At 64.2% G+C, this 20,198-nt stretch carries 21 protein-coding genes; 16 read left to right on the top strand and 5 right to left on the bottom strand.

Going from position 1 to position 20,198, the window contains the following annotated elements:
* Positions 1 to 164: 164 nt before the first annotated feature.
* From CBW50_RS29250 to CBW50_RS04990, 5 genes are all read left to right on the top strand, one after another.
* Positions 165 to 1,712 carry a hypothetical protein gene (locus CBW50_RS29250; protein ID WP_172404677.1) on the top strand — a complete coding sequence of 516 codons (1,548 nt, stop codon included), beginning with the start codon at positions 165 to 167 and terminating at the stop codon, positions 1,710 to 1,712.
* A 61-nt stretch (positions 1,713 to 1,773) separates the two neighbouring features.
* On the top strand, positions 1,774 to 2,226 hold the full coding sequence (locus CBW50_RS04975) for a hypothetical protein (RefSeq protein ID WP_086144499.1): 453 nt from the start codon (positions 1,774 to 1,776) through the stop codon (positions 2,224 to 2,226).
* Between the two features lie 32 nt (positions 2,227 to 2,258).
* On the top strand, positions 2,259 to 2,969 hold the full coding sequence (locus CBW50_RS04980) for a C39 family peptidase (protein ID WP_086144611.1): 711 nt from the start codon (positions 2,259 to 2,261) through the stop codon (positions 2,967 to 2,969).
* A 29-nt stretch (positions 2,970 to 2,998) separates the two neighbouring features.
* Positions 2,999 to 3,502, top strand: a complete 504-nt coding sequence (locus CBW50_RS04985) for a hypothetical protein (protein ID WP_086144500.1) — start codon at positions 2,999 to 3,001, stop codon at positions 3,500 to 3,502.
* 164 nt (positions 3,503 to 3,666) lie between these two features.
* Positions 3,667 to 4,953 (top strand): acetate kinase, encoded by a 1,287-nt coding sequence (locus tag CBW50_RS04990; RefSeq protein ID WP_172404678.1) that lies wholly within the window; start codon positions 3,667 to 3,669, stop codon positions 4,951 to 4,953.
* A gap of 48 nt (positions 4,954 to 5,001) precedes the next feature.
* Here CBW50_RS04990 and CBW50_RS04995 read toward each other — a convergent pair whose 3' ends face one another.
* On the bottom strand, positions 5,002 to 5,550 hold the full coding sequence (locus tag CBW50_RS04995) for a DUF2939 domain-containing protein (protein WP_157792308.1): 549 nt from the start codon (positions 5,548 to 5,550) through the stop codon (positions 5,002 to 5,004).
* Between the two features lie 222 nt (positions 5,551 to 5,772).
* On the opposite strand from CBW50_RS04995, the gene CBW50_RS05000 reads away from it, so the two are divergent.
* The 9 genes from CBW50_RS05000 (at position 5,773) to CBW50_RS05040 (ending at position 14,923) form a co-directional block, all read left to right on the top strand.
* The gene (locus tag CBW50_RS05000) at positions 5,773 to 7,371 is read left to right on the top strand and encodes an ABC-F family ATPase (protein ID WP_076568522.1); all 1,599 of its coding nucleotides are present in this window, start codon (positions 5,773 to 5,775) and stop codon (positions 7,369 to 7,371) included.
* Between the two features lie 247 nt (positions 7,372 to 7,618).
* Entirely contained in the window at positions 7,619 to 8,752 is a 1,134-nt protein-coding gene (gene nadA, locus CBW50_RS05005; protein ID WP_086144612.1) for a quinolinate synthase NadA, read from the top strand.
* Positions 8,749 to 9,615, top strand: coding sequence for a carboxylating nicotinate-nucleotide diphosphorylase (gene nadC / locus CBW50_RS05010; protein WP_070292298.1), 867 nt, complete (start codon positions 8,749 to 8,751; stop codon positions 9,613 to 9,615). Before nadA ends, nadC begins: the two co-directional genes overlap by 4 nt.
* Positions 9,615 to 10,379 (top strand): ABC transporter substrate-binding protein, encoded by a 765-nt coding sequence (locus CBW50_RS05015; protein WP_086144503.1) that lies wholly within the window; start codon positions 9,615 to 9,617, stop codon positions 10,377 to 10,379. Before nadC ends, CBW50_RS05015 begins: the two co-directional genes overlap by 1 nt.
* A 161-nt stretch (positions 10,380 to 10,540) precedes the next feature.
* The gene (locus tag CBW50_RS05020) at positions 10,541 to 11,128 is read left to right on the top strand and encodes a sigma-70 family RNA polymerase sigma factor (RefSeq protein WP_086144504.1); all 588 of its coding nucleotides are present in this window, start codon (positions 10,541 to 10,543) and stop codon (positions 11,126 to 11,128) included.
* Positions 11,125 to 11,772, top strand: a complete 648-nt coding sequence (locus CBW50_RS05025) for an anti-sigma factor (protein ID WP_086144505.1) — start codon at positions 11,125 to 11,127, stop codon at positions 11,770 to 11,772. The genes CBW50_RS05020 and CBW50_RS05025 overlap by 4 nt, the downstream gene beginning before the upstream one ends.
* Positions 11,769 to 13,070 carry a S8 family serine peptidase gene (locus CBW50_RS05030; protein ID WP_253251903.1) on the top strand — a complete coding sequence of 434 codons (1,302 nt, stop codon included), beginning with the start codon at positions 11,769 to 11,771 and terminating at the stop codon, positions 13,068 to 13,070. The genes CBW50_RS05025 and CBW50_RS05030 overlap by 4 nt, the downstream gene beginning before the upstream one ends.
* On the top strand, positions 13,067 to 13,741 hold the full coding sequence (locus tag CBW50_RS05035) for a TorF family putative porin (protein WP_157792309.1): 675 nt from the start codon (positions 13,067 to 13,069) through the stop codon (positions 13,739 to 13,741). The genes CBW50_RS05030 and CBW50_RS05035 overlap by 4 nt, the downstream gene beginning before the upstream one ends.
* Positions 13,742 to 13,843: 102 nt before the next feature.
* Positions 13,844 to 14,923, top strand: a complete 1,080-nt coding sequence (locus CBW50_RS05040; protein WP_086144507.1) for a TIGR03118 family protein — start codon at positions 13,844 to 13,846, stop codon at positions 14,921 to 14,923.
* An 81-nt stretch (positions 14,924 to 15,004) separates the two neighbouring features.
* Here the strand turns inward: CBW50_RS05040 and CBW50_RS05045 are convergent, their stop codons facing one another.
* On the bottom strand, positions 15,005 to 15,898 hold the full coding sequence (locus tag CBW50_RS05045; RefSeq protein WP_086144508.1) for a neutral zinc metallopeptidase: 894 nt from the start codon (positions 15,896 to 15,898) through the stop codon (positions 15,005 to 15,007).
* A 147-nt stretch (positions 15,899 to 16,045) separates the two neighbouring features.
* Here CBW50_RS05045 and CBW50_RS29865 point away from each other — a divergent pair, with 147 nt between their 5' ends.
* Positions 16,046 to 16,939, top strand: coding sequence for a GNAT family N-acetyltransferase (locus tag CBW50_RS29865; protein ID WP_193068862.1), 894 nt, complete (start codon positions 16,046 to 16,048; stop codon positions 16,937 to 16,939).
* 6 nt (positions 16,940 to 16,945) lie between these two features.
* On the opposite strand, the gene CBW50_RS05055 is transcribed toward CBW50_RS29865, so the two are convergent.
* The gene (locus CBW50_RS05055; protein ID WP_086144510.1) at positions 16,946 to 17,650 is read right to left on the bottom strand and encodes a hydrolase; all 705 of its coding nucleotides are present in this window, start codon (positions 17,648 to 17,650) and stop codon (positions 16,946 to 16,948) included.
* Between the two features lie 107 nt (positions 17,651 to 17,757).
* On the opposite strand from CBW50_RS05055, the gene CBW50_RS05060 reads away from it, so the two are divergent.
* Positions 17,758 to 18,441 (top strand): TetR/AcrR family transcriptional regulator, encoded by a 684-nt coding sequence (locus CBW50_RS05060; RefSeq protein ID WP_086144511.1) that lies wholly within the window; start codon positions 17,758 to 17,760, stop codon positions 18,439 to 18,441.
* Here CBW50_RS05060 and CBW50_RS05065 read toward each other — a convergent pair.
* A complete protein-coding gene (locus CBW50_RS05065) occupies positions 18,404 to 19,084 on the bottom strand; it encodes a DNA alkylation repair protein (RefSeq protein ID WP_086144512.1) in 681 nt (226 codons plus the stop codon). The genes CBW50_RS05060 and CBW50_RS05065 overlap by 38 nt on opposite strands.
* A 301-nt stretch (positions 19,085 to 19,385) precedes the next feature.
* Positions 19,386 to 20,162, bottom strand: a complete 777-nt coding sequence (locus CBW50_RS05070) for a peptidylprolyl isomerase (RefSeq protein WP_086144513.1) — start codon at positions 20,160 to 20,162, stop codon at positions 19,386 to 19,388.
* Positions 20,163 to 20,198: the final 36 nt, after the last annotated feature.

Consider the following 20,198-nt stretch of genomic DNA (forward strand, 5'->3'; position numbering starts at 1 on the left):
TCCTAGAGGAATGCCATGCAAGCCGAAGATCATCGAATAAGACGTTTCAATTCAATGGTTTGGCCAAGTTCTTAATTGCTGGCACCAAATTTGCTGTGAAGCTGTGGACCCGACGCTTCAGTCTGGTGCCAGCATCCTGATTAACTTTTAAAGAGGAAACTGCAATGAAAAAAACTCTCATCGCGGCAGCGGTAGCGCTGGCCTTCGGTTTCAGCGCCCATGCCCAGAACAATGGCACGACCAAGGTCGATAATGTCACGGGTGTCAATACCCAGACGGCGAGCAATGCCACGACGCAGTCTGGTGCCGGGCCCGGGGCGAACGCGCATTCCACCGCCACGCAAGACAATAACTCAGACCAGAATAACGACAAGAGCACGGGGCAGAACAACAGCAGCGGCGGCGCGAATGCCACCGCGTTGGGCTCATCCGCGGCAAACAATGGCGGCACCAGCAGCAATAGCGTGGCAAATGCCTTCAACACCTCGACGGCGACGGCGGCGAGCACCCTGAGTGGCGCGGTGTCGGGCAACACGGTGAATAACATCGGCAATGTCGCCACCAACAACGGCAATACCGGCGGCGGCGCAGGCAAGGGCGGCATCGGCGGCAGTGCGCAGGGGGGCAATGCCTACGGCAAGGGCGGCTCGGGCGGCGCGGCGGCCGGTGGCGACGGCGCATCGGGCGCGCAAGGGGGGAACGCCAGGAATGGCAGTGCCATCAATGGTGCTGCGACGGTCGGCGACAGCACGGCCGGGGCAGGTGGCGCGGGTGGACTGGCCAAGAATGCCAGCAGCGGGGATGCCGGTGCGGGCGGCAAGGGCGGCGCAGGTGGCCGTGGCGCGGCCGGCGGTGATATCTATGGCGGCAACGGCGGCAAGGGCGGCCTGGCAGGCGATGCCAGTGGCGGCGCTGGCGGCAATACTGGCCGCACGACTGGCGGTAGCGGCGGTGATGGCGGCAAAGCCATCGGCGGTCCAGGCGGCGACGGTGGCTACAGCCGCAGCGCCGCTGGCGGCTCTGGCGGCAGCGGCAGCGCCGGTAGCGTGGCCAGGAATGCGGGTGGCGGCGTATCCACCTCCAGCGGTGGCACTGCGACGGGCGGTGCCGGCGGTGCCGGTGGCACCAATACGGCGGGTGCCGGGGCTGCAGGCGGGGCTGGCGCCTCCGGTGCTGGCGGCGCTGGCGCTGCCTTGACGAGTATGGGCGGCGCCGGGGCTGCGGCAACTGGCGGTGCCGGTGGCGCTGGTGGCGCCGGTGCGGGTGGCAGCAGCACCGGCGGCAACGGCGCCGCTGGTGCTGCGGGCGGCAATGGCGGCAGCAGCGGGATGGCGCAAAACACGGGTGGCGCTGGTGCGGCTGGCGGCGCTTCGAGCAATGGCAGTGCAAGCAACGGTTCGCCCTCGAACGGCAGCGCCATTGCCGGTGCTGGCGGCGCTGGCGGTGCCGGTGGCGGCAGCAATAGCGGCGGCGCCGCCGGTAACGGTGGCACCAACACGGGCGGCGCGGCAACCGGCGGTACCGGCGCTGGCGGCACGGGCGGTGCTGGCGGTGCGGTAGCTGTCAATGCAGGCGCCTTCGATATGTCCAACACCATGAGCGGTACCGCGCAGTCGGCGGCAGGCTTGCTGGTCATCAGCCAGAACAGCGGCATTTCTTCGCTGATACAGCAAAGTGTGACGGTGCAGGCCAATCTGGCAGTGGGACACTAGGCGAGCGGCTGCTTAGTGTCAGGCTCCGTCGTGGCAATGTCGCGGCGGAGCATCGCAAGTCATGAACAAGGGGATGAGCATGCGCCTTTTTTTTCATTCGATATGCTGTGCCAGCCTGGCCTGTCTTGCCACAGCTGCCATGGCTGCACAGGAAGCAAGGCCGCTGCCCTTGCTTGCCGGGCCAGAGTTGAGTCTGCCGATTATTGCTGCTCCGCCCACTACGCTGACGGCGCTGATGCCGCTGACAGCGGATGGGACCTCTGCCGGGGGCCTTGGCCGGGCCGCTGGCGAATCCGCGCTGGAGCAGGCGCGTGGCGGCACCGAGACGATTACCAATGAAGCGCGCCTGAGCGGCTTTGTCACCGGCAACTCGGCCAGCTACGTCAGCACGGGGGCCAACACGATCGATGGCGCCGCGTTTGCCAACGCCTCCGGCATTCCGATCGTGATTCAGAACTCGGGCGCCAATGTGCTGATCCAGAACGCCACCATCATCAATTTGCAGTTGCGCTAGGCATGGTCACACTCGGCACATTTCCGCGGCTCATGCTGTGCCTGCCCTTGCTTGGCGGCCTGGCATCCCCGGGCGCTTGCGCGGCCGAGATCGGCGCCTTCGGCAGCGCGCGCTTCGAGGTGCCCGTTGTCAGCATGCGCGAGGCGCGTTTCCAGCGTACCTTGCACCAGCAATACGACTTCAGTTGTGGCTCCGCCGCAGTGGCCACCCTGCTGACCCATCACTACGACTATCCAGTGACGGAAGAGTTTGTTTTTGAGCAAATGTATAAGCAAGGTGATCAGCAAAAGATTCGCAAAGAGGGATTTTCCTTGCTCGATATCAAGCGTTTTCTTGCAAGCCGCGGCTTTCTGGCCGACGGGTTTCAGTTGCCGCTGGATAAGTTGGCTGAGGCGGGCTTTCCCGCCATCGTGCTGGTGGCCGAAAAAGGCTACCGGCATTTTGTCGTGGTCAAGGGGCTGAGCCAGAGCCGCGTGCTGATCGGCGATCCTGCCGGCGGCACGCGCGCCATGGCGCGTGCCGGTTTCGAGGCGATCTGGCAGGGCCATTTGCTGTTTGTGATCCATGGACGCGCGACGACGGCCGCACCGGCTCCCGCCGCGACCGAGGTGGCAATGCAGGCGGCCCGCTTCAACGATGCGGATGACTGGCGTGCGGCGCCGCCAGCGCCACTGGGACAGGCGATCAGCCGCAGCGGCCTCGATCAACTCACCATGCCGAAGAATGACGGTGGAAATTTCTAATGGCGGGCCAACGCCACGCTGGAGGATGTATGTACACGAAAGAGCGGTTGATTGCGGCCAGCCTGGCGGGTCTGCTTGTTGCCGCGCAGAATGTCGGCGCCGCGCCGGCGGCGGCGGGATGGACGGCGGTCAGCGAGGAAACGCTGGAACAGGCACGGGGCGGCTTCGATGTGCCAGGCGGCTTGAGCCTGTCATTCGGGATAGAGCGCCTGGTCAGCATCAATGGCAGCGTGGTGTCCAGCGTGGCGTTTACGATTGCCGACGTGGCGCACCTGAGCGTCGAGGAAGCGAGCCTGGCGCGTACGGCCATCGCGTCGATGAATGTCGTGCAGAACGGCGTCGGCAATGTATTTTCGCCAAGCCCGATGGCGCAAACGATGGCGGCCACCGTGATCCAGAATAGCTTGAACGACCAGGTCTTGCGTACCCAGACGATCGTCAATGGCAGCGTGAACAGTCTTCAATTGCTGAAGCTGGCGAACTTTCAGGACACCTTGCAAAATGCGCTGGGCACGGTGGCAGGTCCCAAATAGGGTTTGCAGCAAGCCGCCTGGATTCGCCGGGCGGCATCGTGCAGTAGCACCGGGCCGTTGTTGTATCGCTGCCAGGGCTGGCTACTGATTGGCAGGGCTTGTCATCGGGAGAGACTATGCGGCATCTTTACTTAGTGCGATTTGGTACGGCGGGTGTATCTGCTATGTTGCTGTGTGCCGCCGTTCAGGCCCAGCAAACAGCCGGCGCCGGCCAGGACGATCTGGCGGCGCAGCTGGAAAGCCTGAAAGCGCAACTGGCCGAACAGCGGCACCTGCTGGAGGCGTTGCGTGCATCGATGCAGGAGCAGCAGCGCCGCATCGATATGCTGCAGGGCAGCGAACCTCTCGACAACAGCCGCCTGGCCAGGCAGCGGGGTACGGGTTTGCGCAGTGCATATCTGACGCTGGCGGAGGTCCAGGACGGCGGATCGGCGCCGCAGGCGCCGCCGCCAGCGCCGCAGCCGGTGGGGCTGGCGCCAAGCCCGCCCGTCCGGCCGCCCGAAGTGGCGCCGCTGTTCGAGCAACCCGGGGTGCTGACGCCCAAGGGGGCATACGTGCTGGAACCCTCGATGCAATTCGGTTACTCTTCAAGCAACAGGGTCGCCCTGGTCGGTTACACCATTATTCCCGCCTTGTTGATCGGCCTGATCGATGTGCGCGAGGTCAAGCGCAATACCCTGACCGGTGCGCTGGCCGTGCGTACCGGCTTGAGCAACCGCCTGGAAGTCGAAGCCAGGGTGCCGTACGTCTATCGTTCGGATGCCACCGTCAGCCGCGAACTGTTTACCGGCACGGCCTCGGAGCGGGTGTTTGACACCAGCGGGCGCGCCCTGGGCGATATCGAGGTTGCCGCCCGTTATCAACTGAACAATGGTGGCGCCGACAAGCCATATTATGTGGCTGGCCTGCGCTTCAAGTCGCGCACCGGACGCGATCCGTTCCAGGTCGTCACGGACTGTACGCAGCGCTGCGTGGGCGAGAATGCGACAGGCACGGGCTTGCCGCTAGACTTGCCCACCGGCTCCGGTTTCTATTCCCTGCAGCCCAGCCTGACCTGGCTGTTTCCCTCCGATCCCGCCGTATTCTTTGGCAGCATCAGCTACCTGCACAGCTTCAAGCGCACTGATGTCAGCCGCCTGGTGCTCAATGGCGTGCGCGAACCGCTGGGCACCATTGAACCGGGGAAAATTTTTGGCGTCAATTTTGGCATCGGCCTGGCGCTGAATGAAAAGGCCTCGCTCAGCCTGGGCTACGATCACAGCAGCGTTGGACGCACGCGTCAAAATGGCTTGACCGTGCCCGGCTCCGTGCGCACCCAGCTCGGTACCTTGCTGATGGGTTTTTCGTATCGCCTTAGCAAGGACAGGACCTTGAACGTGTCGGTGGGTGCCGGTCTGACGCGCGATACGCCCGATGTGTCCATCTCGGTCAGGCTGCCGATGACCTTTTGATTGAGGGCGGCGGGCAAGGCAGCCCAGCAGGCTGCCGCTCGCTGGCCGCTAGCGGCCGGCGAGCGCCGTCGCAATCTCGATCGAACTCAGTTTCCAGCCCCATACACCGTGGCGCTGCAGGACCAGTGCGCCATCCTGCGCATTGCCGTCCTTCGCCCGTACGACGAAGGTGTTCACGCCGGCATAGCCTGCGGAATATTCGGCTTTTTTTCGGGCGCCATCGGCCGGCGCATCCGCGTCGCCTTCTGCTCCCGCTTGCGGGCTGACGGCGCTCTTGTTGACGAGGGCGACGACGCCGGCGGGCGAGACCATGGTATCGACCATCTTGCCCAGCATGGCGCTGGCGATCGACTGGCCCAGGGCGGCCAGCGGGTTGCCGCTGCCGGCCGTCGCCTCGATGCTGCGCGCCATGCTCGCTTCCAGCTGCGTCTTGACGCTGGCGCGCAGGGCGGGGAAGTCCACCTGTTCGGCCAGGGCGTCGGCATTGCGCTCGGCCAGGGCGGTCTTGATCTGGTGCAAGGCATAGTAGGGCGACGCATAGGCGGTGGCGGCGATGGCGATGGCGGCCACGGCGGCGGCGATGGTGATTTTTTTCAAGTGATGCCTGTGAAGTAAGGAGTGGAAACGGGAGGCATGCAGCGTATCCGCTAAATGAAAATGCGGCAATCATATTTTCTTGCCATCAGCCACCGCTGTCTTTCTCCGCAGTGACTGCGCCTGCCCTTGCCGGGCCACTATAGAGAGGAAGAGGGTGGGTGCTGTATAATGGGAGAAAAGTACCTAACTAGCTGTTTTAACTGAATAAAGACCTAATATCACATGCTTTCAACCGCAAATATTACGATGCAGTTTGGCGCCAAGCCATTGTTTGAGAATATCTCCGTCAAGTTCGGCGACGGCAACCGCTATGGCTTGATCGGCGCCAACGGCTGCGGCAAGTCGACGTTCATGAAGATCCTGGGCGGCGACCTGGACCCGTCGGGCGGCAACGTCATGCTCGACACCAACGAGCGCCTGGGCAAGCTGCGCCAGGACCAGTTTGCGTTTGAAGACATGCGCGTGCTCGACGTCGTCATGATGGGCCACACGGAAATGTGGGCCGCGATGCAGGAACGCGACGCGATCTACGCGAACCTGGAAGCGACAGACGAGGACTACATGAAGGCGGCCGAGCTGGAAGGCAAGGTCTCGGAATACGACGGCTACACGGCCGAATCGCGCGCCGGCGAACTGCTGCTGGGCGCCGGCGTCGCCATTGATCTGCATCAAGGCCCGATGAGCAATGTCTCGCCAGGCTGGAAGCTGCGCGTGCTGCTGGCGCAGGCGCTGTTCTCGAACCCGGACATCCTGCTGCTCGACGAGCCGACGAATAACCTGGACATCAACACGATCCGCTGGCTGGAAGACGTGCTCAACGAGCGCAACTCCACCATGATCATCATTTCCCATGATCGTCACTTCCTGAACCAGGTCTGCACCCACGTGGCCGACATGGATTACGGCACCCTGAAGATTTATCCGGGCAACTACGACGAATACATGTTCGCCTCGACCCAGGCGCGCAACCAGCAGCTGGCCAACAACGCGAAAGCGAAAGACAAGGTTGCGGAATTGCAAGAATTCGTGCGCCGCTTCGCCGCGAACAAATCCAAGGCGCGCCAGGCCACCTCGCGCGCCAAGCAGATCGAAAAGATCAAGGTCGACGACATCAAGCCCTCGTCACGCGCCTATCCCTTCGTGCGTTTCGACGGCGAAAAGAAATTGCACCGTCTGGCCGTGGAAGTGGAGAACATCTCGAAAGGCTTTGACCGCCAGCTGTTCAAGAATTTCAGCATCATGGTCGAGGCGGGCGAGCGCATCGCCATCATCGGCGCCAACGGCGCCGGCAAGACCACCATGCTGCGCTGCATCGCGGGCGACATCGCCGGCCTGCAGCCGGACCAGGGCCGCGTGAAGTGGGCGGAAAACGCCAACGTCGGCTACATGCCGCAAGATCCGACGGAAGATTTCGCCAAGGATACGAACCTGACCGACTGGATCGGCCAGTGGACGAAAGAGGGCGACGACGACCAGGCCGTGCGCTCCATCCTCGGCCGCTTGCTGTTCGGCGGCGACGATGTCAAGAAGGCCGTCAAGGTGCTGTCCGGCGGTGAAAAGGGCCGCATGATGTACGGCAAGCTGATGCTGGGCCGCCACAACGTGCTGATGCTCGACGAACCGACCAACCACATGGACATGGAATCGATCGAATCGTTGAACATCGCGCTGGAAAAATACGCGGGCACCCTGATCTTCGTGTCGCATGACCGCGAATTCGTCTCTTCGCTGGCCAACCGCATCATCGAAATCAAGGAAGATGAAGTGGTCGATTACCGCGGCAATTACGAGGACTACCTGAAGAGCCAGGGTATCGATTAAACGCCTGATCAAACCTCGCGCGTCGCGCTTTGCGGCCTGTGATGCTCACCGTGCTTTAGCACGGTTGCGCTTCTCGGCCACAAGGGGGCGCCGAGCCTCGCTGCCGCTCGCTACGGTTTTATCAGGCGTTTGGAAAGCTGGTGGTGTACCCTGGTATCGCCACACCGACGCGCCGCGGTTATTTCGTTCCGGCGCACCTGCTTCATTGCAATCGTGCCGGTCTATCCCGTTTTTGTTTGACACAGCCATGCAAACTTTAGCCATCAAATCCGTCGAGTATGAACACCCGCAAGACGGAGCCAGCTGCACTGCCCACGCCTGGGCACGCACGCCAGCGACGCCGTCCCCGGCCGAAAAAGCCGAACTGATCACGCGCATCAAGCGCCTGCTGATCGAGCGCGAAGCCGTGCTCGTTGCCCACTACTACGTTGATGCTGACCTGCAAGACCTGGCCGAGGCCACGGGCGGTTGCGTCTCCGACTCGCTGGAAATGGCCCGTTTCGGGCGCGACCATCCGGCCAAGACCCTCGTCGTGGCCGGCGTGCGCTTCATGGGCGAAACAGCCAAGATCCTCAGCCCTGAAAAAACCGTCCTGATGCCCGACCTCGACGCGACCTGTTCGCTCGACCTGGGCTGTCCGGCAGACGAATTCACGGCCTTCTGCGACGCCCATCCGGACCGTACCGTCGTCGTCTACGCCAACACCAGCGCAGCCGTCAAGGCGCGCGCCGACTGGATGGTGACGTCGTCGATCGGCCTCGACATCGTGGCCCACCTGCATGCGCAGGGCAAGAAAATCCTGTGGGCGCCGGACAAGCACCTGGGTTCGTATATCCAGAAAGAAACGGGCGCCGACATGCTGCTGTGGCAAGGTTCCTGCCTCGTGCACGACGAATTCAAGGGCATCGAACTCGATCTGCTCAAGGAAGAATATCCGCACGCCAAGGTGCTCGTGCATCCGGAATCGCCCGCCAACGTGGTGGCCCTGGCCGACATGGTCGGTTCCACGTCGCAAATGATTGCGGCAGCGCAAACCATGGACACGGACACGTTTATTGTTGCCACCGACAATGGCATCCTGCACAAGATGCGCGCGGCCGCGCCGGGCAAGCGCTTCATCGAAGCGCCCACGGCCGGCAACAGCGCCACCTGCAAAAGCTGCGCGCACTGTCCGTGGATGGCCATGAACGGCTTGCTGAACCTGGCCGAAACGCTGGAAAACATGCACAACGAAATCCACGTCGACCCCGCCGTCGGCCAGCTGGCCGTGCGTTCGATCAAGCGCATGCTCGACTTCGCCGCCGCCAAGAAGGCCGGCTTGCAGCCGGGCGCGGACCTGGCAAAAGAAACCACATTGTTCCAAGGAATCGGTCCAGCATGAGTACCCTCGTCAATTCTTTCGCTCCTTTCGATCCCGCCCTGGCGCGCGCCTTTGAAGGCAATCTGCTGGCCGCCTTGCTGGAAGACGTGGGCCAGTGCGACCTGACGGGCGAACTGGTGCCGCCCGACCACATCGTCACGGCCAGAGTCATCGTGCGCGAGGCGGCCGTGCTGTGCGGCGCCCCGTGGTTCGAAGGCATCATGAAAAGCCTGGACCGCAGCATCGATATTGCCTGGCATTATGCCGAAGGCGACATGATGACGGCCGACAGCGTCGTCTGCACGATCGAGGCACCGGCGCGCGCCCTGCTGACGGCCGAGCGCAGCGCCCTCAATTTCCTGCAGCTGCTGTCGGCCGTGGCCACGGCCACGCGCCGCTATGTCGACGTGATCGCCGGCACGAAAGCCTCCATTCTGGACACGCGCAAGACCCTGCCGGGCCTGCGCCTGGCGCAAAAATATGCGGTGCGCGTCGGTGGCGGCAAGAACCAGCGCCTGGCCCTGTACGACGGCATCTTGATCAAGGAAAACCATATCGCGGCCGCCGGCGGCGTCAGCCAGGCCCTGGAAAACGCGCGCAATCTCGACGCGGGCGTGCCCGTGCAGATCGAGGTGGAAACCCTGGCGCAATTGCAGGAAGCGCTCGATGCGGGCGCCGTCTCCGTGCTGCTCGATAACTTCAGCAACGACATGATGCGCGAGGCCGTGGCACTGACCAATGGCCGCGCCTTGCTCGAAGCGTCGGGCGGCATCAACTTCGATACCGTGCGCGCCATTGCCGAAACGGGCGTGGACCGCATCTCGATCGGCAGCCTGACCAAGGATGTGCGGGCCACCGATTACTCCTTGCGCATCGTCGGCTGATGAAAGGAGCGGGGCGGCGCCTGCTGGCCCTGGCGCTGCTGTGGCCGGCATTTGCCGCGCCCCTGCCGGCGCAGGCGCGCGAGCTGCTGGCCGTGGGCGCGCAGTTCGAGCACGTGTTCGAATACCAGGACAGCGGCGAGTATGGCGGCCTGGGCGCGGATCTGCTGCGCCTGATGGCGGCGCGCACGGGCAATACCGTGCGTTTCCGCATGGTGCCCTGGGCGCGCGCGCAAGCCATGCTGGCGCAGGGCCAGGCCGATATCCTGATCGGCCCCTACAAGACGCCTGAACGCATGGCCAGCATGGCGTTTGCCGACAAGCCCTTCTACCAGGACCAGATGGTGTTCTATACGCGCCAGAATGCCAGTGTCGGCTGGGATGGCGATTACAGCGTGCTGAAGAACCGCAGGGTGGTGCTGCTCAACGGCTGGGCGTACGGCGCGGAGTGGGAGCGCATACGGCCCGGCCTGCAGGTCAGCGTGGCCAACAATGTGGAAAATGGCTTGAAGATGCTGGTGCACAAGCACGTCGACGTGTTTGTCAGCAACCGCCGCAATACCGACCCCGTCATCGTCCGCCTGGGCTACGGCCGCCTCGTCAAACCCTTGCCGCGCGTCATAGAAGTGCAGAATGGCTATTTTGCCTTTCCCCGTGCCCCCGCCTTCGACAAGCTGCGCCTGCAGTTCGACCAGGAATTCAGCGGTCTGATCGATAGCGGGGAATTGAAAAAACTGGGCAAGCGCTACGACGTTGCCATTCCCTGATGCCGCGTCCCTGGCTTTCCTCAAGGCGCCCGCCGCTCCTGTAGAATATTGTTACCCTGATAATGCCTCTGCGCGCTACCATGGACTGCCGTGCATTTTTTGCGCGGCTTAGAACCATTGGTCTGCCGTAAGGTATTTACAGGCAGCAAAGGAGAATGTCCATGCGGGAGGGACACGGGGAGGACGCGCGCACAAGCGCTGCCAATCTGGACGAGGCGCAGCTGCTCGGCCGGGTCGTGGCCGGGGACAGGTGCGCCTTCGAGACGCTGTACCGTGCCTACTTCCCTCGTCTGACCCGGTTTCTGGGCCGGATGACGCGCAGCGCGCAATTGATCGAGGAAATCGTCAACGACACCATGTTGGTGGTATGGCAAAAGGCACAGCACTATGACGGGAGTTGCAAGGTGTCGACCTGGATCTTCGCGATTGCCTATCGCAAGGCATTGAAAGGTTTCCGCACCTGCGACGAACCATTGGAGGCCGACATGGAGTTGTATCCGGGCGGCCCGGAGCTGGAGCCGGAGTACGAACTTAGCCAGCGGCAATTGGGATGTGCCCTGGCAGCGGCGATAAGCGCATTGCCGCTGCCGCAGCGCATCGTGGTGGTATTAACCTATTATCACGACATGGGTTATAACGAGATCGCCGCGATCATCGACTGCCCGCTCAACACGGTCAAGACGCGCATGTTCCATGCGCGGCGCAAGTTGCAGGAGCTGCTCGAGCGGGCGCGGGAGGATTACGAATGAACGGACGCATCGTCAAGCCGGATGAGCCTGCACATCAGGCCGCGCGCGCGCTGTTGCCATGGTTTGCGACAGGGCAATTGCCAGCGCGCGACGCACGCATGCTCGAGCAGCATCTGGCCACATGCAAGCTGTGCCAGCGCGAGCTGGCGATCGAGCGCCAGTTGCTGGCGGCCTGCGCCGGAGCGGATACAGACCTTGCGCCTGCGCAATGCGATGTCGAGCGGGCGCTGGCGCAACTATTGCCGCGACTGCCCAGGCAAGCGGCCCGGGCGGTGCCTGCGCCAAGGTGGCGCTGGCCGGCCTTCCATCACGCGGCCTGGATGCCCTGGGCGCTGGCGCTGCAGTTTGTCGCCATCCTTGGCCTGGTTTTCCTGCTCGCCCGGCCCGCCTCTGATGAGGGCGCCTATCGCGGCCTGGGCGGCGCGGCCGGCGCCGGCAACCTGGTGGTCGTTTTCAAGCCGGATACCGCAGAGAAAGAGTTGCGCCGCATCCTGCAAGCGAATGACGCGCGTCTGGTCGATGGCCCGACCGTAACCGATGCCTATCTGCTCAACGTGCCGGAACCGGCGCGCGCTCGCGCCCGTCTGCGCGCCGAGCCGGCGGTCGCGCTGGCCGAAACGCTGGATGGGGGAGGTCCGCCGTGATCCTGCTGCGCCTTGCCATGTCTGCGCTTGCCTTGCTGGCACTGGTTGTCGGCAGCGCGCCGGGCCACGCCGCCCCGGCACTTGATGATGCCGTGGCGTTCGTTCCCGACAGCATTAGCGCCGTCTCGCCACGCCAATTGCTGGTCATGCTGCGCCTGCCGGCCCCGCACTACCGTCCGGACGCCAGTTACGGCGGGCGCTACATCGACGATGGTGGCCGCAGCGCGCGCCGCCGCATTACCGAAGACCTGGCGCGGCGCCACGGGCTGAAACTGGTCGCCGACTGGCCGATGCCGGCGCTGGGTCTTGATTGCTACCTGTTGGAATACGGGGAAGGGAAGCAGCCACAGCAGCTTGCCGACCTGTTGTCGCGCGATCCGCGCGTGGAATGGGCCCAGCCGGTCGGGCTTTTTTCCGGCATGGGGGATGTCGATCCGCTGTATCCGGTGCAGCCCGGTGGCCGCTATTGGCAGGTGGACGCGCTGCACCGCACGGCCACCGGACGCGACGTGGCGGTCGCCGTGGTCGACAGCGGTATCGACAGCAGGCATCCGGACCTGACCGGGCAGGTGGCGCTCGCGGAAAATTTTGTCGATGGCAGCCCTTACGCGGCGGAGGCGCACGGCACCGCGGTCGCTGGCATCATCGCGGCGCGCGACGGCAATGGCGGCATGCTCGGCGTTGCGCCGGGCGCGCGGCTGATGGGTTTGCGTGCCTGCTGGCAGCAGCTGGACCACAGCACCCGCTGCAACAGCTTTACCTTGGGCAAAGCGCTCAACTTCGCCATCGTGCACCAGGCAAAAATTATCAACCTGAGCCTGTCCGGACCGTCCGACCGCCTGCTGGAAAGCCTGCTCGATGCAGCCCTGGCGCGCGGCATCAGTATTGTCGGCGCGCTCGATCCCCATGGTGGGGCGCGGGCTTTTCCCGCCTCGCACGCAGGTGTGATTGCGGTCGCGCAACAGGATCACGCGCCCCCCGTCGCGGCGGCGCCTGATACGCCGCAGCATGCCGTACGGCTGGCGCCCGGACGCGACATTCCCACCAGCATCCCTGGCGGCGGTTGGCGCTTCGTGTCCGGCAACTCGTATGCGGCGGCGCATGTCACCGGCTTGCTGGCCTTGCTGGCCGAATTGCGGCCTGGCGCCATGCCGGCGCAACTGGAGCGTTTGCTCATGCCGGAAACGCGCTTGAATGCTACTATCGACGCCTGTGCCACCATCGCGCGCGCCGCTGGCGCGTGTCCCTGCTCATGCGCAACAGCCTCCGCCATCCTGCCTGCCGGCCCAGGTCCGTGATTGCCACTGCCGGTGCCGTGCTGCTGCTGTGCGCCGGCACCGCCGCCGCCCAGGTTGGCGGCAACATCGCGCTGCTCTCCGATTACCGCTTTCGCGGCGTTTCGATGAGCGACGGACATCCCGTGCCGCAGCTCACCTTGAACTATGACGACCCGGACAGCTGGTACTGGGGCGTGCAAGCTTCGGGCGCCAGCCTGCACGAACGGGGCGGCACCCAGCTGATTGCCTATGCGGGCATGGCACGGCGCCTGGCATCCGGCTGGAGCTGGGAAGCGGGCGCCAGCAGGTCGGTGCTGACGCGCGATCATGGCAGCGACTACGGTGAATGGTATGCCGGACTTGCTGCCGAACGCATCGGCGTCAGACTCTATTTCGCGCCCCATTATTTTGGACGCGACATGCGCACCTTGTACGCCGAAATGAACGGATTCCACCCCTTGCAAGACGGGTTCAAGCTGGTCGCCCACATCGGCGTGCTGCGCCAGTTGTCGCACCCTGGCATGGAGTCGGCCAGCATGCGCCGCGACGGCAGCATCGGCCTGGCGGCGGCACTGGGCGACTGGCATGCGCAACTGGCCTGGGTGGCCAGCTCGGGCGGCGCGCCGCGCTCGGTCTACTACGTGGAAGCGGCATCGCGGGCGGTGGTACTCAGCGCTGCCTATTCTTTCTAAATAGCAAAATGACATTTTTTTTCGCGGAGGCGAAACCTTTCGGGCGTGTGCGGGTATACACGGGGCAGCGACATTTTGCCCACCACGCCGAAAGGAATCGCCATGAATACGCACCATGTCAGCAGAATAGCCTGTGCCTGCATCGCCGCGACGCTGTTTGCCTGCGGCGGCGGTCACGATGACGGCAGGGACCACATGCCGCCCAGCAGCAGCGCCTATGCGGCCACCAGCCTGGTATCCGATACGACAGCCTTGCCCGCCGCGCACACGGACGCCAACCTTGTCAACGCCTGGGGCGTGGCCTTCAATCCGCGCGGCTTCGTCTGGGTGACCGATAACGGCACGGCGAAGTCCACCTTGTACGATGGCAATGGCGTGCCGCAGTCGCTGGTGGTCGACACGCCGGCAGGGCCGACGGGCATCGTGTTCAACGGCACGCAGGACTTCAAGCTCAGCCAGAACGGCGTGACGGCGCCCAGCCCCTTCATCTTCGCCAGCGAAAGCGGCAGCATCTCGGCCTGGTCGCCCACGGTCAGCCCGACGACGGCCGTGGTCGTGTTCGATGGCAGCGCCGGCGGCAGCGTCTACAAGGGCCTGGCGATTTCCGTCTATGCGGGCGCCAATTATCTGTACGCGGCCGATTTCCATAACCGCCGCGTCGACGTCTTCGATGCCAATTTCACCAAAGTCAGCTTGCCCGGCGCGTTCAGCGATCCCGGCTTGCCGGCCGGCTATGCGCCGTTCGGCATTCAGGCCATCGGCCAGCGCATCTATGTCGCCTATGCCATGCGCCAGGCCAGCGGCGACGATGAACAGGCTGGCGCAGGCCTCGGTATCGTCAATGTGTATGACACGGGCGGTACCCTGATCAAGCGGCTGGTGAGCGGCGGCGCCTTGAATGCACCCTGGGGCATGGCGCTGGCGCCTGCCGGCTTCGGCACGGCCAGCAGCATGTTGTTGATAGGAAATTTTGGCGACGGCAAGATCAATGCCTACGACCCCGACACGGGCGCCGCCGGCGGACCGCTGCTCAAGGCTGACGGCACGCCGCTGGTGATCGACGGCCTGTGGGGCATCGCCTTCGGTAACGGCCTCAATAGCCAGCCCGTCAATACCCTGTTCTTTGCGGCCGGGCCCGGCGACGAGACGCATGGGCAGTACGGGCGCATCGACCTGAAGTAAGGGCAGTGCGGCGCCAGGCAGTGCCGTGCGGCCCCGGGGGCGGCACGGACAGGCGCGCTTTGCAGCGCGCCTGTCACAGGCTTACAGCTGGCGCGCCTCGAAGGTATTGCACTGTGAAATCTGGCCGCTTTCGATACCCTTGCTGAACCAGCGCACGCGCTGTTCCGAGGTGCCATGGGTAAACGAGTCGGGCACGACATGGCCTTGCGCCTGGCGCTGCAGCGCATCGTCGCCGATGGCCGTGGCCGCCTTGAGGGCCGCTTCCACGTCGCCCTGTTCCAGGATCTTGCGATCCTGGTTCGCGTGGTAGGCCCACACGCCGGCAAAGCAGTCGGCCTGCAATTCCAGGCGCACGGACATGGCGTTGGCCTGGCGCTCCGACTGCGTGCGGCGCGCCTGGTCGACCTTTTCGGACAGGCCCATCAGGTTCTGCACGTGGTGGCCCACTTCATGGGCGATCACGTACGCCTCGGCAAATTCGCCCGACACCTTGAAGCGCTGCTGCATCAGCTTGAAGAAATCGAGGTCCAGGTAGACTTTCTGGTCGCCGGGGCAATAGAAGGGGCCGCTGGCGCTCTGGCCCGTGCCGCAGGCTGTCGGGATGCTGCCCGAAAACAGCGACAGCTTGGGGCGGACGTAAGTGCCGCCTTCGGCCTTGAACAGGGCGCCCCAGGTGTCTTCCGTATCGGCCAGCACGGTGCGCACGAAGCGGGCCATCTCGTCCGATTCGGGCGGCTGGCGCGCCGGCGACTGGCTTTGCTGGGTGCTGACCTGGCCGCCCCCGCCGCCGCTGAGCAAATTGAGCAGGGTCAGGGGGCTGACGCCAAAGATGTAGGAGCCGACGAGGGCGATGACGATGGTGCCGATGCCGATCGAGCGTCCGCCAAAGCCGAAGCCGCCCCCGCCGCCCCCGCCGTCACCTTCGCCGCGGTGGTCTTCCACATTGTCGCTTTCGCGATTGCCTTCCCATTTCATGATCTTTACTCCTGCTGCGATTGTGATTGATGACGGCGCAAGAATGGTCTTGCGGCGAATCGTGTGATTATCGCAGCAAACCGCACCGCGACAGGGGCGACAATGTTACCCTTTGCAACTTTCCAGGCACTTCACAACAGGTACATCATGGCGCTAGTCAACGATACACGCATTTCCCCCGTCGCGGTGGTCCAGGCCCAGCTGGACGCCTACAATGCCCACGACGTGGCAGCCTTGCTGGCCCTCTATGCCGATGACGCACAGCAATTCCAGCACCCGGACACCTTGCTGGCCACGGGCAGCGCGCAGATCGGCCCCCGTTTCACGGCCCGCTTCGCCGCCAGCCGCCCGCAGGCGCAGCTGCTCAACCGCATAGCCTGCGGCAAGCTCGTGATCGACCATGAAATCGTCCACGGCGACACGGACGATGGCGTGTCGGCGCAGGAACTGGTGGCGACGTATGAAGTGGAGCGGGGGCGCATCGCGCGCGCCTGGTTCAGCTTTGGCGCCCTGACGCGCCTGCGCGTGGCGCTGCCGGCCGACGTGCCGCAGATGAATGCGCTGATCGCCCGTTCCGGCGTGGCGCTGAGCGCGGGATTTTATAGTGAAGAGCAGGCCGAGGCCGTGACGCGCCACGTATTCGGCGTCGATACGCAGCTCGTTGCCGATCAGACCTATTTTGTGATCGAAAGGGATGGCGCCATGCTGGCCTGCGGCGGCTGGAGCCGGCGCGCCACCCTGTATGGCGCCGACCGCGCCAAGAGCGGGCCGGACGCCTTGCTCGACCCGGCCAGCCAGGCGGGCCGCATCCGCGCGTTCTTCGTGGAACCGGCCGCGGCGCGCCAGGGCCTGGGCAGCATGCTGATGCGCCATTGTGAACGCCAGGCGCGGGCGGCGGGCTTTGCGGCCCTGGAACTGGCTGCCACCTTGCCCGGCGTGCCCCTGTACCTGGCACGCGGCTTTGCCGTCACCGAAGAGTTTCATCTCGACTTGCCAGGTGACATCAAATTGCCGCTGGCGCGCATGCACAAGGGCCTGTAGGGCAGCCTACCAGGGCAGCGGCGCTTTTTCCCCGTTGGCGTGCTCGCCGTAGTATAGCGACGGCAAAAAGCGCGACAGATAGGTAAATTCGCTGTAGCAATGGCGCAGCAGGTTCAGGCCCAGCACGTCGGGCACGTCGCGCACGGGATTGAGGCTGTTGCGACCCAACAAGAAGCGGCTGCGCAGCACGCAGCCCGTGGGCGTGTCGCGCGCGAGGTGCAGCATTTCGCCATCGAGCGGATCGCCGTACGGGTCGAGCACGACGTAGTCGCCAAAGCCGATGCGCGCGCAGACGGCGGCCGACAGGGCGCCGCTGTCCTGGGCCTGTTGCAGTTGCGCCGGATCAAACACGTCTTTCGGGTCATGGAACTTCAGCTTGGCTTTCACGGGCGCAATGTCGCCCAGCGATTCCACGGCCTCGATCGAAGCGCCATAGTAACTCTCTCCCTTTCGCCACGCCTTGTTCCAGCCATGGTGCGCCACGTGATCGTGCGGATGCCACCATTTGATGTGCTGCGTCGTTTCGAAGAAAGTGAACCACCAGTCCAGCATGCGTCCGCTGCAGCCGTGCAGTTCCGTGCGCGCCGCCACCAGCAGGCAGCCATCGTCGAGGCGCGTGATCCCCGTTTCCAGATGCAGCGGAAACGGGTCGAGCAAGTCGCCCGTGCGGGCGATGGTCCAGGGGTGTTCATGGTGGTGCGTGTCCGTCATGTCGTTCTCCTTTGTTTGGGTGAGCCCATTATATATTAAAGAAACGTTTGACGTTTCCGAAATGTTTTTCAGTGTAAAATTGCTCATCTTTAAGCGCAGGAGCAGGCATGCAGGAAGCAGAACAGACACCGTTGCGCGGACGGGGCCGTCCGGCGCGCCCGCACGGGGAAGCGCGCGAGGCGGCCGTGCAGGCGGCCATGTGGCTGCTGCTCAACGAGGGCTATGCGGCCACGACCATGGAAGCGGTGGCGCGTCACGCGGGCATGGCGAAAAAGTCGCTGTATCAATATGCGGCCAACCGCGAAGAGCTCGTGGCCCTCGTGGTGCGCGGCTGGACGGATGCCTTCTTGCCGGCCATGGCGCACGATGCGGCCGCGCCAGGCGAGGTCCTGCCGCTATTGAAGGAGATCCTGCAGGCGATGGTCGCGCGCGTGCTGACGGCGGACGCCGTGGGCCTGTTCCGCCTGCTGTGCACGGAGTTTCCCGCGCGCGCCGACTTGCTGGCCGTGTATCAGCGCAACGGCATCGAGCGCGGCACGGCCCTGCTGGCCGACTGGCTGGGCCGCCAGGGCGCGCGCGGCCATTTGCTGCTGCAGGATGGGCACGATGGGCACGAAATGGCCGGCTTGCTGCTGGCCATGGTGATCGCCGAGCCGCTGCGGCAAATGGCGCTGGGGCTGCTGCAACCCGTGCCGGCCTGGGATGCCGGCCCCCGCATCGACGCCGCGCTGCGCCTGCTGGGCGGGCAGGCCTTCAGCGTGGCTGGTGCTTCAGCGCTTCGCGGCGGCTGAGCGGCGATAGTTGCTGGCGGTGCGCGTTGACAAATGCCGTCACGGCCTCGGGCGCATGGTGCGCATGGTCGCGCAGGGCCCAGCCGATGGCCTTGCGGATGAAAAACTCGTCTTCCTGGCCCAGCGCCAGGGCCGCGGCGAACAGCCAGCGGGCGTCCGTGTCGCCGCGCCAGCCCAGCTGGTGCAGCATGGCGATGCGGCGCAGCCAGAAGTCTGCGTGGCGCAAGGCGTCGTCCATGTGCGCATGGCCGTCGCCGCCGCGCCGCAGCTGCGCCTGCAGCACGTCGCCGACAATGCCGGCCATGCCGTCGACGCTGTCCCACCAGGCGCCCTGGCGCGCCAGGCCTAGCAAGGCGGGGATATGTTCGACGCCCAGTTGCCGCTGGTGCATGGCCAGCATGTCGAGCGCCACGTGCTGGTATTCGCGCTCGGGCCGCTGCCACAGCCGCTGCGCGTGTCCCAGCAGCGTATCGGCATCGATGCCCTTCAACCCCGCCAGCAGGGCTTTGACAGCCAGCCGCCGCTGCGGCGCCGCCACGCCGAGGAACACGAACTGGTCGCGCATATACGCCTGCATGGGCGCTGCGCGGCCCGGTTCGGCGGCCGCTTCCAGCGCGGCTTTCAATTCTGCATGTAGATTCATCACATCTCCAGGCGTAAAAAAAGCGCTCCGTGGAGCGCTTCATATCCGGGCAGAACGCCCGATAAAACCGTAGCGAGCGGAAGTCAATTGTGGCCGAGAAGCGCAAACGTACTCTGGTACGGTGAGCATCGCAGGCCGCAAGTCACGACGCGCAGCAGGTTGGACCGGGTATTCCAGCCAAACGGCCGATAGAAGCGTAGCGGGCGGAAGTCAATTGTGGCCGAGACGCGCAACCGTACCTTGGTACGGTGAGCATCGCAGGCCGCAAAGCGCGACGCGCAGTAGCTTCTATCAGGCGTTTTTACTGGATTTTGGCTTTTTTCATCAGTTCATCACGGAAAGCGGCCAGTTTCTTCTGCTGCAGCGATTCGGCCACCTGGCCCTTGACTTCTTCCAGCGCCGGCAGCTTCGTCGGACGGGTTTCTTCCAGCTTGATCACGTGGAAGCCGAATTGCGACTGCACCGGCGTTTGCGTGACCTGGCCTGGTTTCAGGGCGACCATGGCGTCGGAGAACGGCTTGACGTAGGAAGCAGGGCTGGCCCAGTCCAGGTCGCCGCCATTGGCTGCGGAACCGTCTTTCGATACTTTCGCCAGTTCTTCGAACTTGGCGCCGCCTTTCAGCTTGGCGATGATGTCTTTCGCTTCCGCTTCGGTGGCCACCAGGATGTGGCGCGCATGGTATTCCTTGTCGCCGGCCTGGGCCTTGAACTTGTCGTACTCGGCCTTGATTTCAGCGTCCTTGACGGGGTTCTTCTTGACGTAGTCGGCCAGCAGGGCGTTGATGATGATGCTTTGACGGGCATTTTCGATCTGCGACTTGACTTCAGGACGGGTGCCGTAGCCTTGCTTGTCGGCTTCCTGGATCAGCACTTCGCGGCCGATCAGGTCTTTCTTGATGGCTTCGCGCAATTGCGGCGAATCAGCTTGCTTGCCTTGGGCGACGACTTGCTTGACGACCTGGTCGACGCGCGACGACGGGATGGCCTTGCCGTTCACGGTGGCGACGTTTTGTGCAAAAGCCGGAATCGCCACAACGGCGACCAGGGCTAGGATCAGGCGGGCTGGCTTCAAAATCATGTTCATTCCTAATAGATATACAAAAACTGATACGGA

This window comes from Janthinobacterium sp. GW458P (assembly GCF_002127585.1).
Lineage (GTDB): Bacteria > Pseudomonadota > Gammaproteobacteria > Burkholderiales > Burkholderiaceae_D > Janthinobacterium.

What these genes read in the sequence shown, in the direction of transcription:
- CBW50_RS29250 (WP_172404677.1), top strand. Translation starts at nt 165, where the DNA reads ATGAAAAAAACTCTCATCGCGGCAGCGGTAGCGCTGGCCTTCGGTTTC.
- CBW50_RS04975 (WP_086144499.1), top strand. Translation starts at nt 1,774, where the DNA reads ATGAACAAGGGGATGAGCATGCGCCTTTTTTTTCATTCGATATGCTGT.
- CBW50_RS04980 (WP_086144611.1), top strand. Translation starts at nt 2,259, where the DNA reads ATGCTGTGCCTGCCCTTGCTTGGCGGCCTGGCATCCCCGGGCGCTTGC.
- CBW50_RS04985 (WP_086144500.1), top strand. Translation starts at nt 2,999, where the DNA reads ATGTACACGAAAGAGCGGTTGATTGCGGCCAGCCTGGCGGGTCTGCTT.
- CBW50_RS04990 (WP_172404678.1), top strand. Translation starts at nt 3,667, where the DNA reads ATGTTGCTGTGTGCCGCCGTTCAGGCCCAGCAAACAGCCGGCGCCGGC.
- CBW50_RS05000 (WP_076568522.1), top strand. Translation starts at nt 5,773, where the DNA reads ATGCTTTCAACCGCAAATATTACGATGCAGTTTGGCGCCAAGCCATTG.
- nadA (WP_086144612.1), top strand. Translation starts at nt 7,619, where the DNA reads ATGCAAACTTTAGCCATCAAATCCGTCGAGTATGAACACCCGCAAGAC.
- nadC (WP_070292298.1), top strand. Translation starts at nt 8,749, where the DNA reads ATGAGTACCCTCGTCAATTCTTTCGCTCCTTTCGATCCCGCCCTGGCG.
- CBW50_RS05015 (WP_086144503.1), top strand. Translation starts at nt 9,615, where the DNA reads ATGAAAGGAGCGGGGCGGCGCCTGCTGGCCCTGGCGCTGCTGTGGCCG.
- CBW50_RS05020 (WP_086144504.1), top strand. Translation starts at nt 10,541, where the DNA reads ATGCGGGAGGGACACGGGGAGGACGCGCGCACAAGCGCTGCCAATCTG.
- CBW50_RS05025 (WP_086144505.1), top strand. Translation starts at nt 11,125, where the DNA reads ATGAACGGACGCATCGTCAAGCCGGATGAGCCTGCACATCAGGCCGCG.
- CBW50_RS05040 (WP_086144507.1), top strand. Translation starts at nt 13,844, where the DNA reads ATGAATACGCACCATGTCAGCAGAATAGCCTGTGCCTGCATCGCCGCG.
- CBW50_RS05045 (WP_086144508.1), bottom strand. Translation starts at nt 15,898, where the DNA reads ATGAAATGGGAAGGCAATCGCGAAAGCGACAATGTGGAAGACCACCGC.
- CBW50_RS29865 (WP_193068862.1), top strand. Translation starts at nt 16,046, where the DNA reads ATGGCGCTAGTCAACGATACACGCATTTCCCCCGTCGCGGTGGTCCAG.
- CBW50_RS05055 (WP_086144510.1), bottom strand. Translation starts at nt 17,650, where the DNA reads ATGACGGACACGCACCACCATGAACACCCCTGGACCATCGCCCGCACG.
- CBW50_RS05060 (WP_086144511.1), top strand. Translation starts at nt 17,758, where the DNA reads ATGCAGGAAGCAGAACAGACACCGTTGCGCGGACGGGGCCGTCCGGCG.
- CBW50_RS05065 (WP_086144512.1), bottom strand. Translation starts at nt 19,084, where the DNA reads ATGAATCTACATGCAGAATTGAAAGCCGCGCTGGAAGCGGCCGCCGAA.
- CBW50_RS05070 (WP_086144513.1), bottom strand. Translation starts at nt 20,162, where the DNA reads ATGATTTTGAAGCCAGCCCGCCTGATCCTAGCCCTGGTCGCCGTTGTG.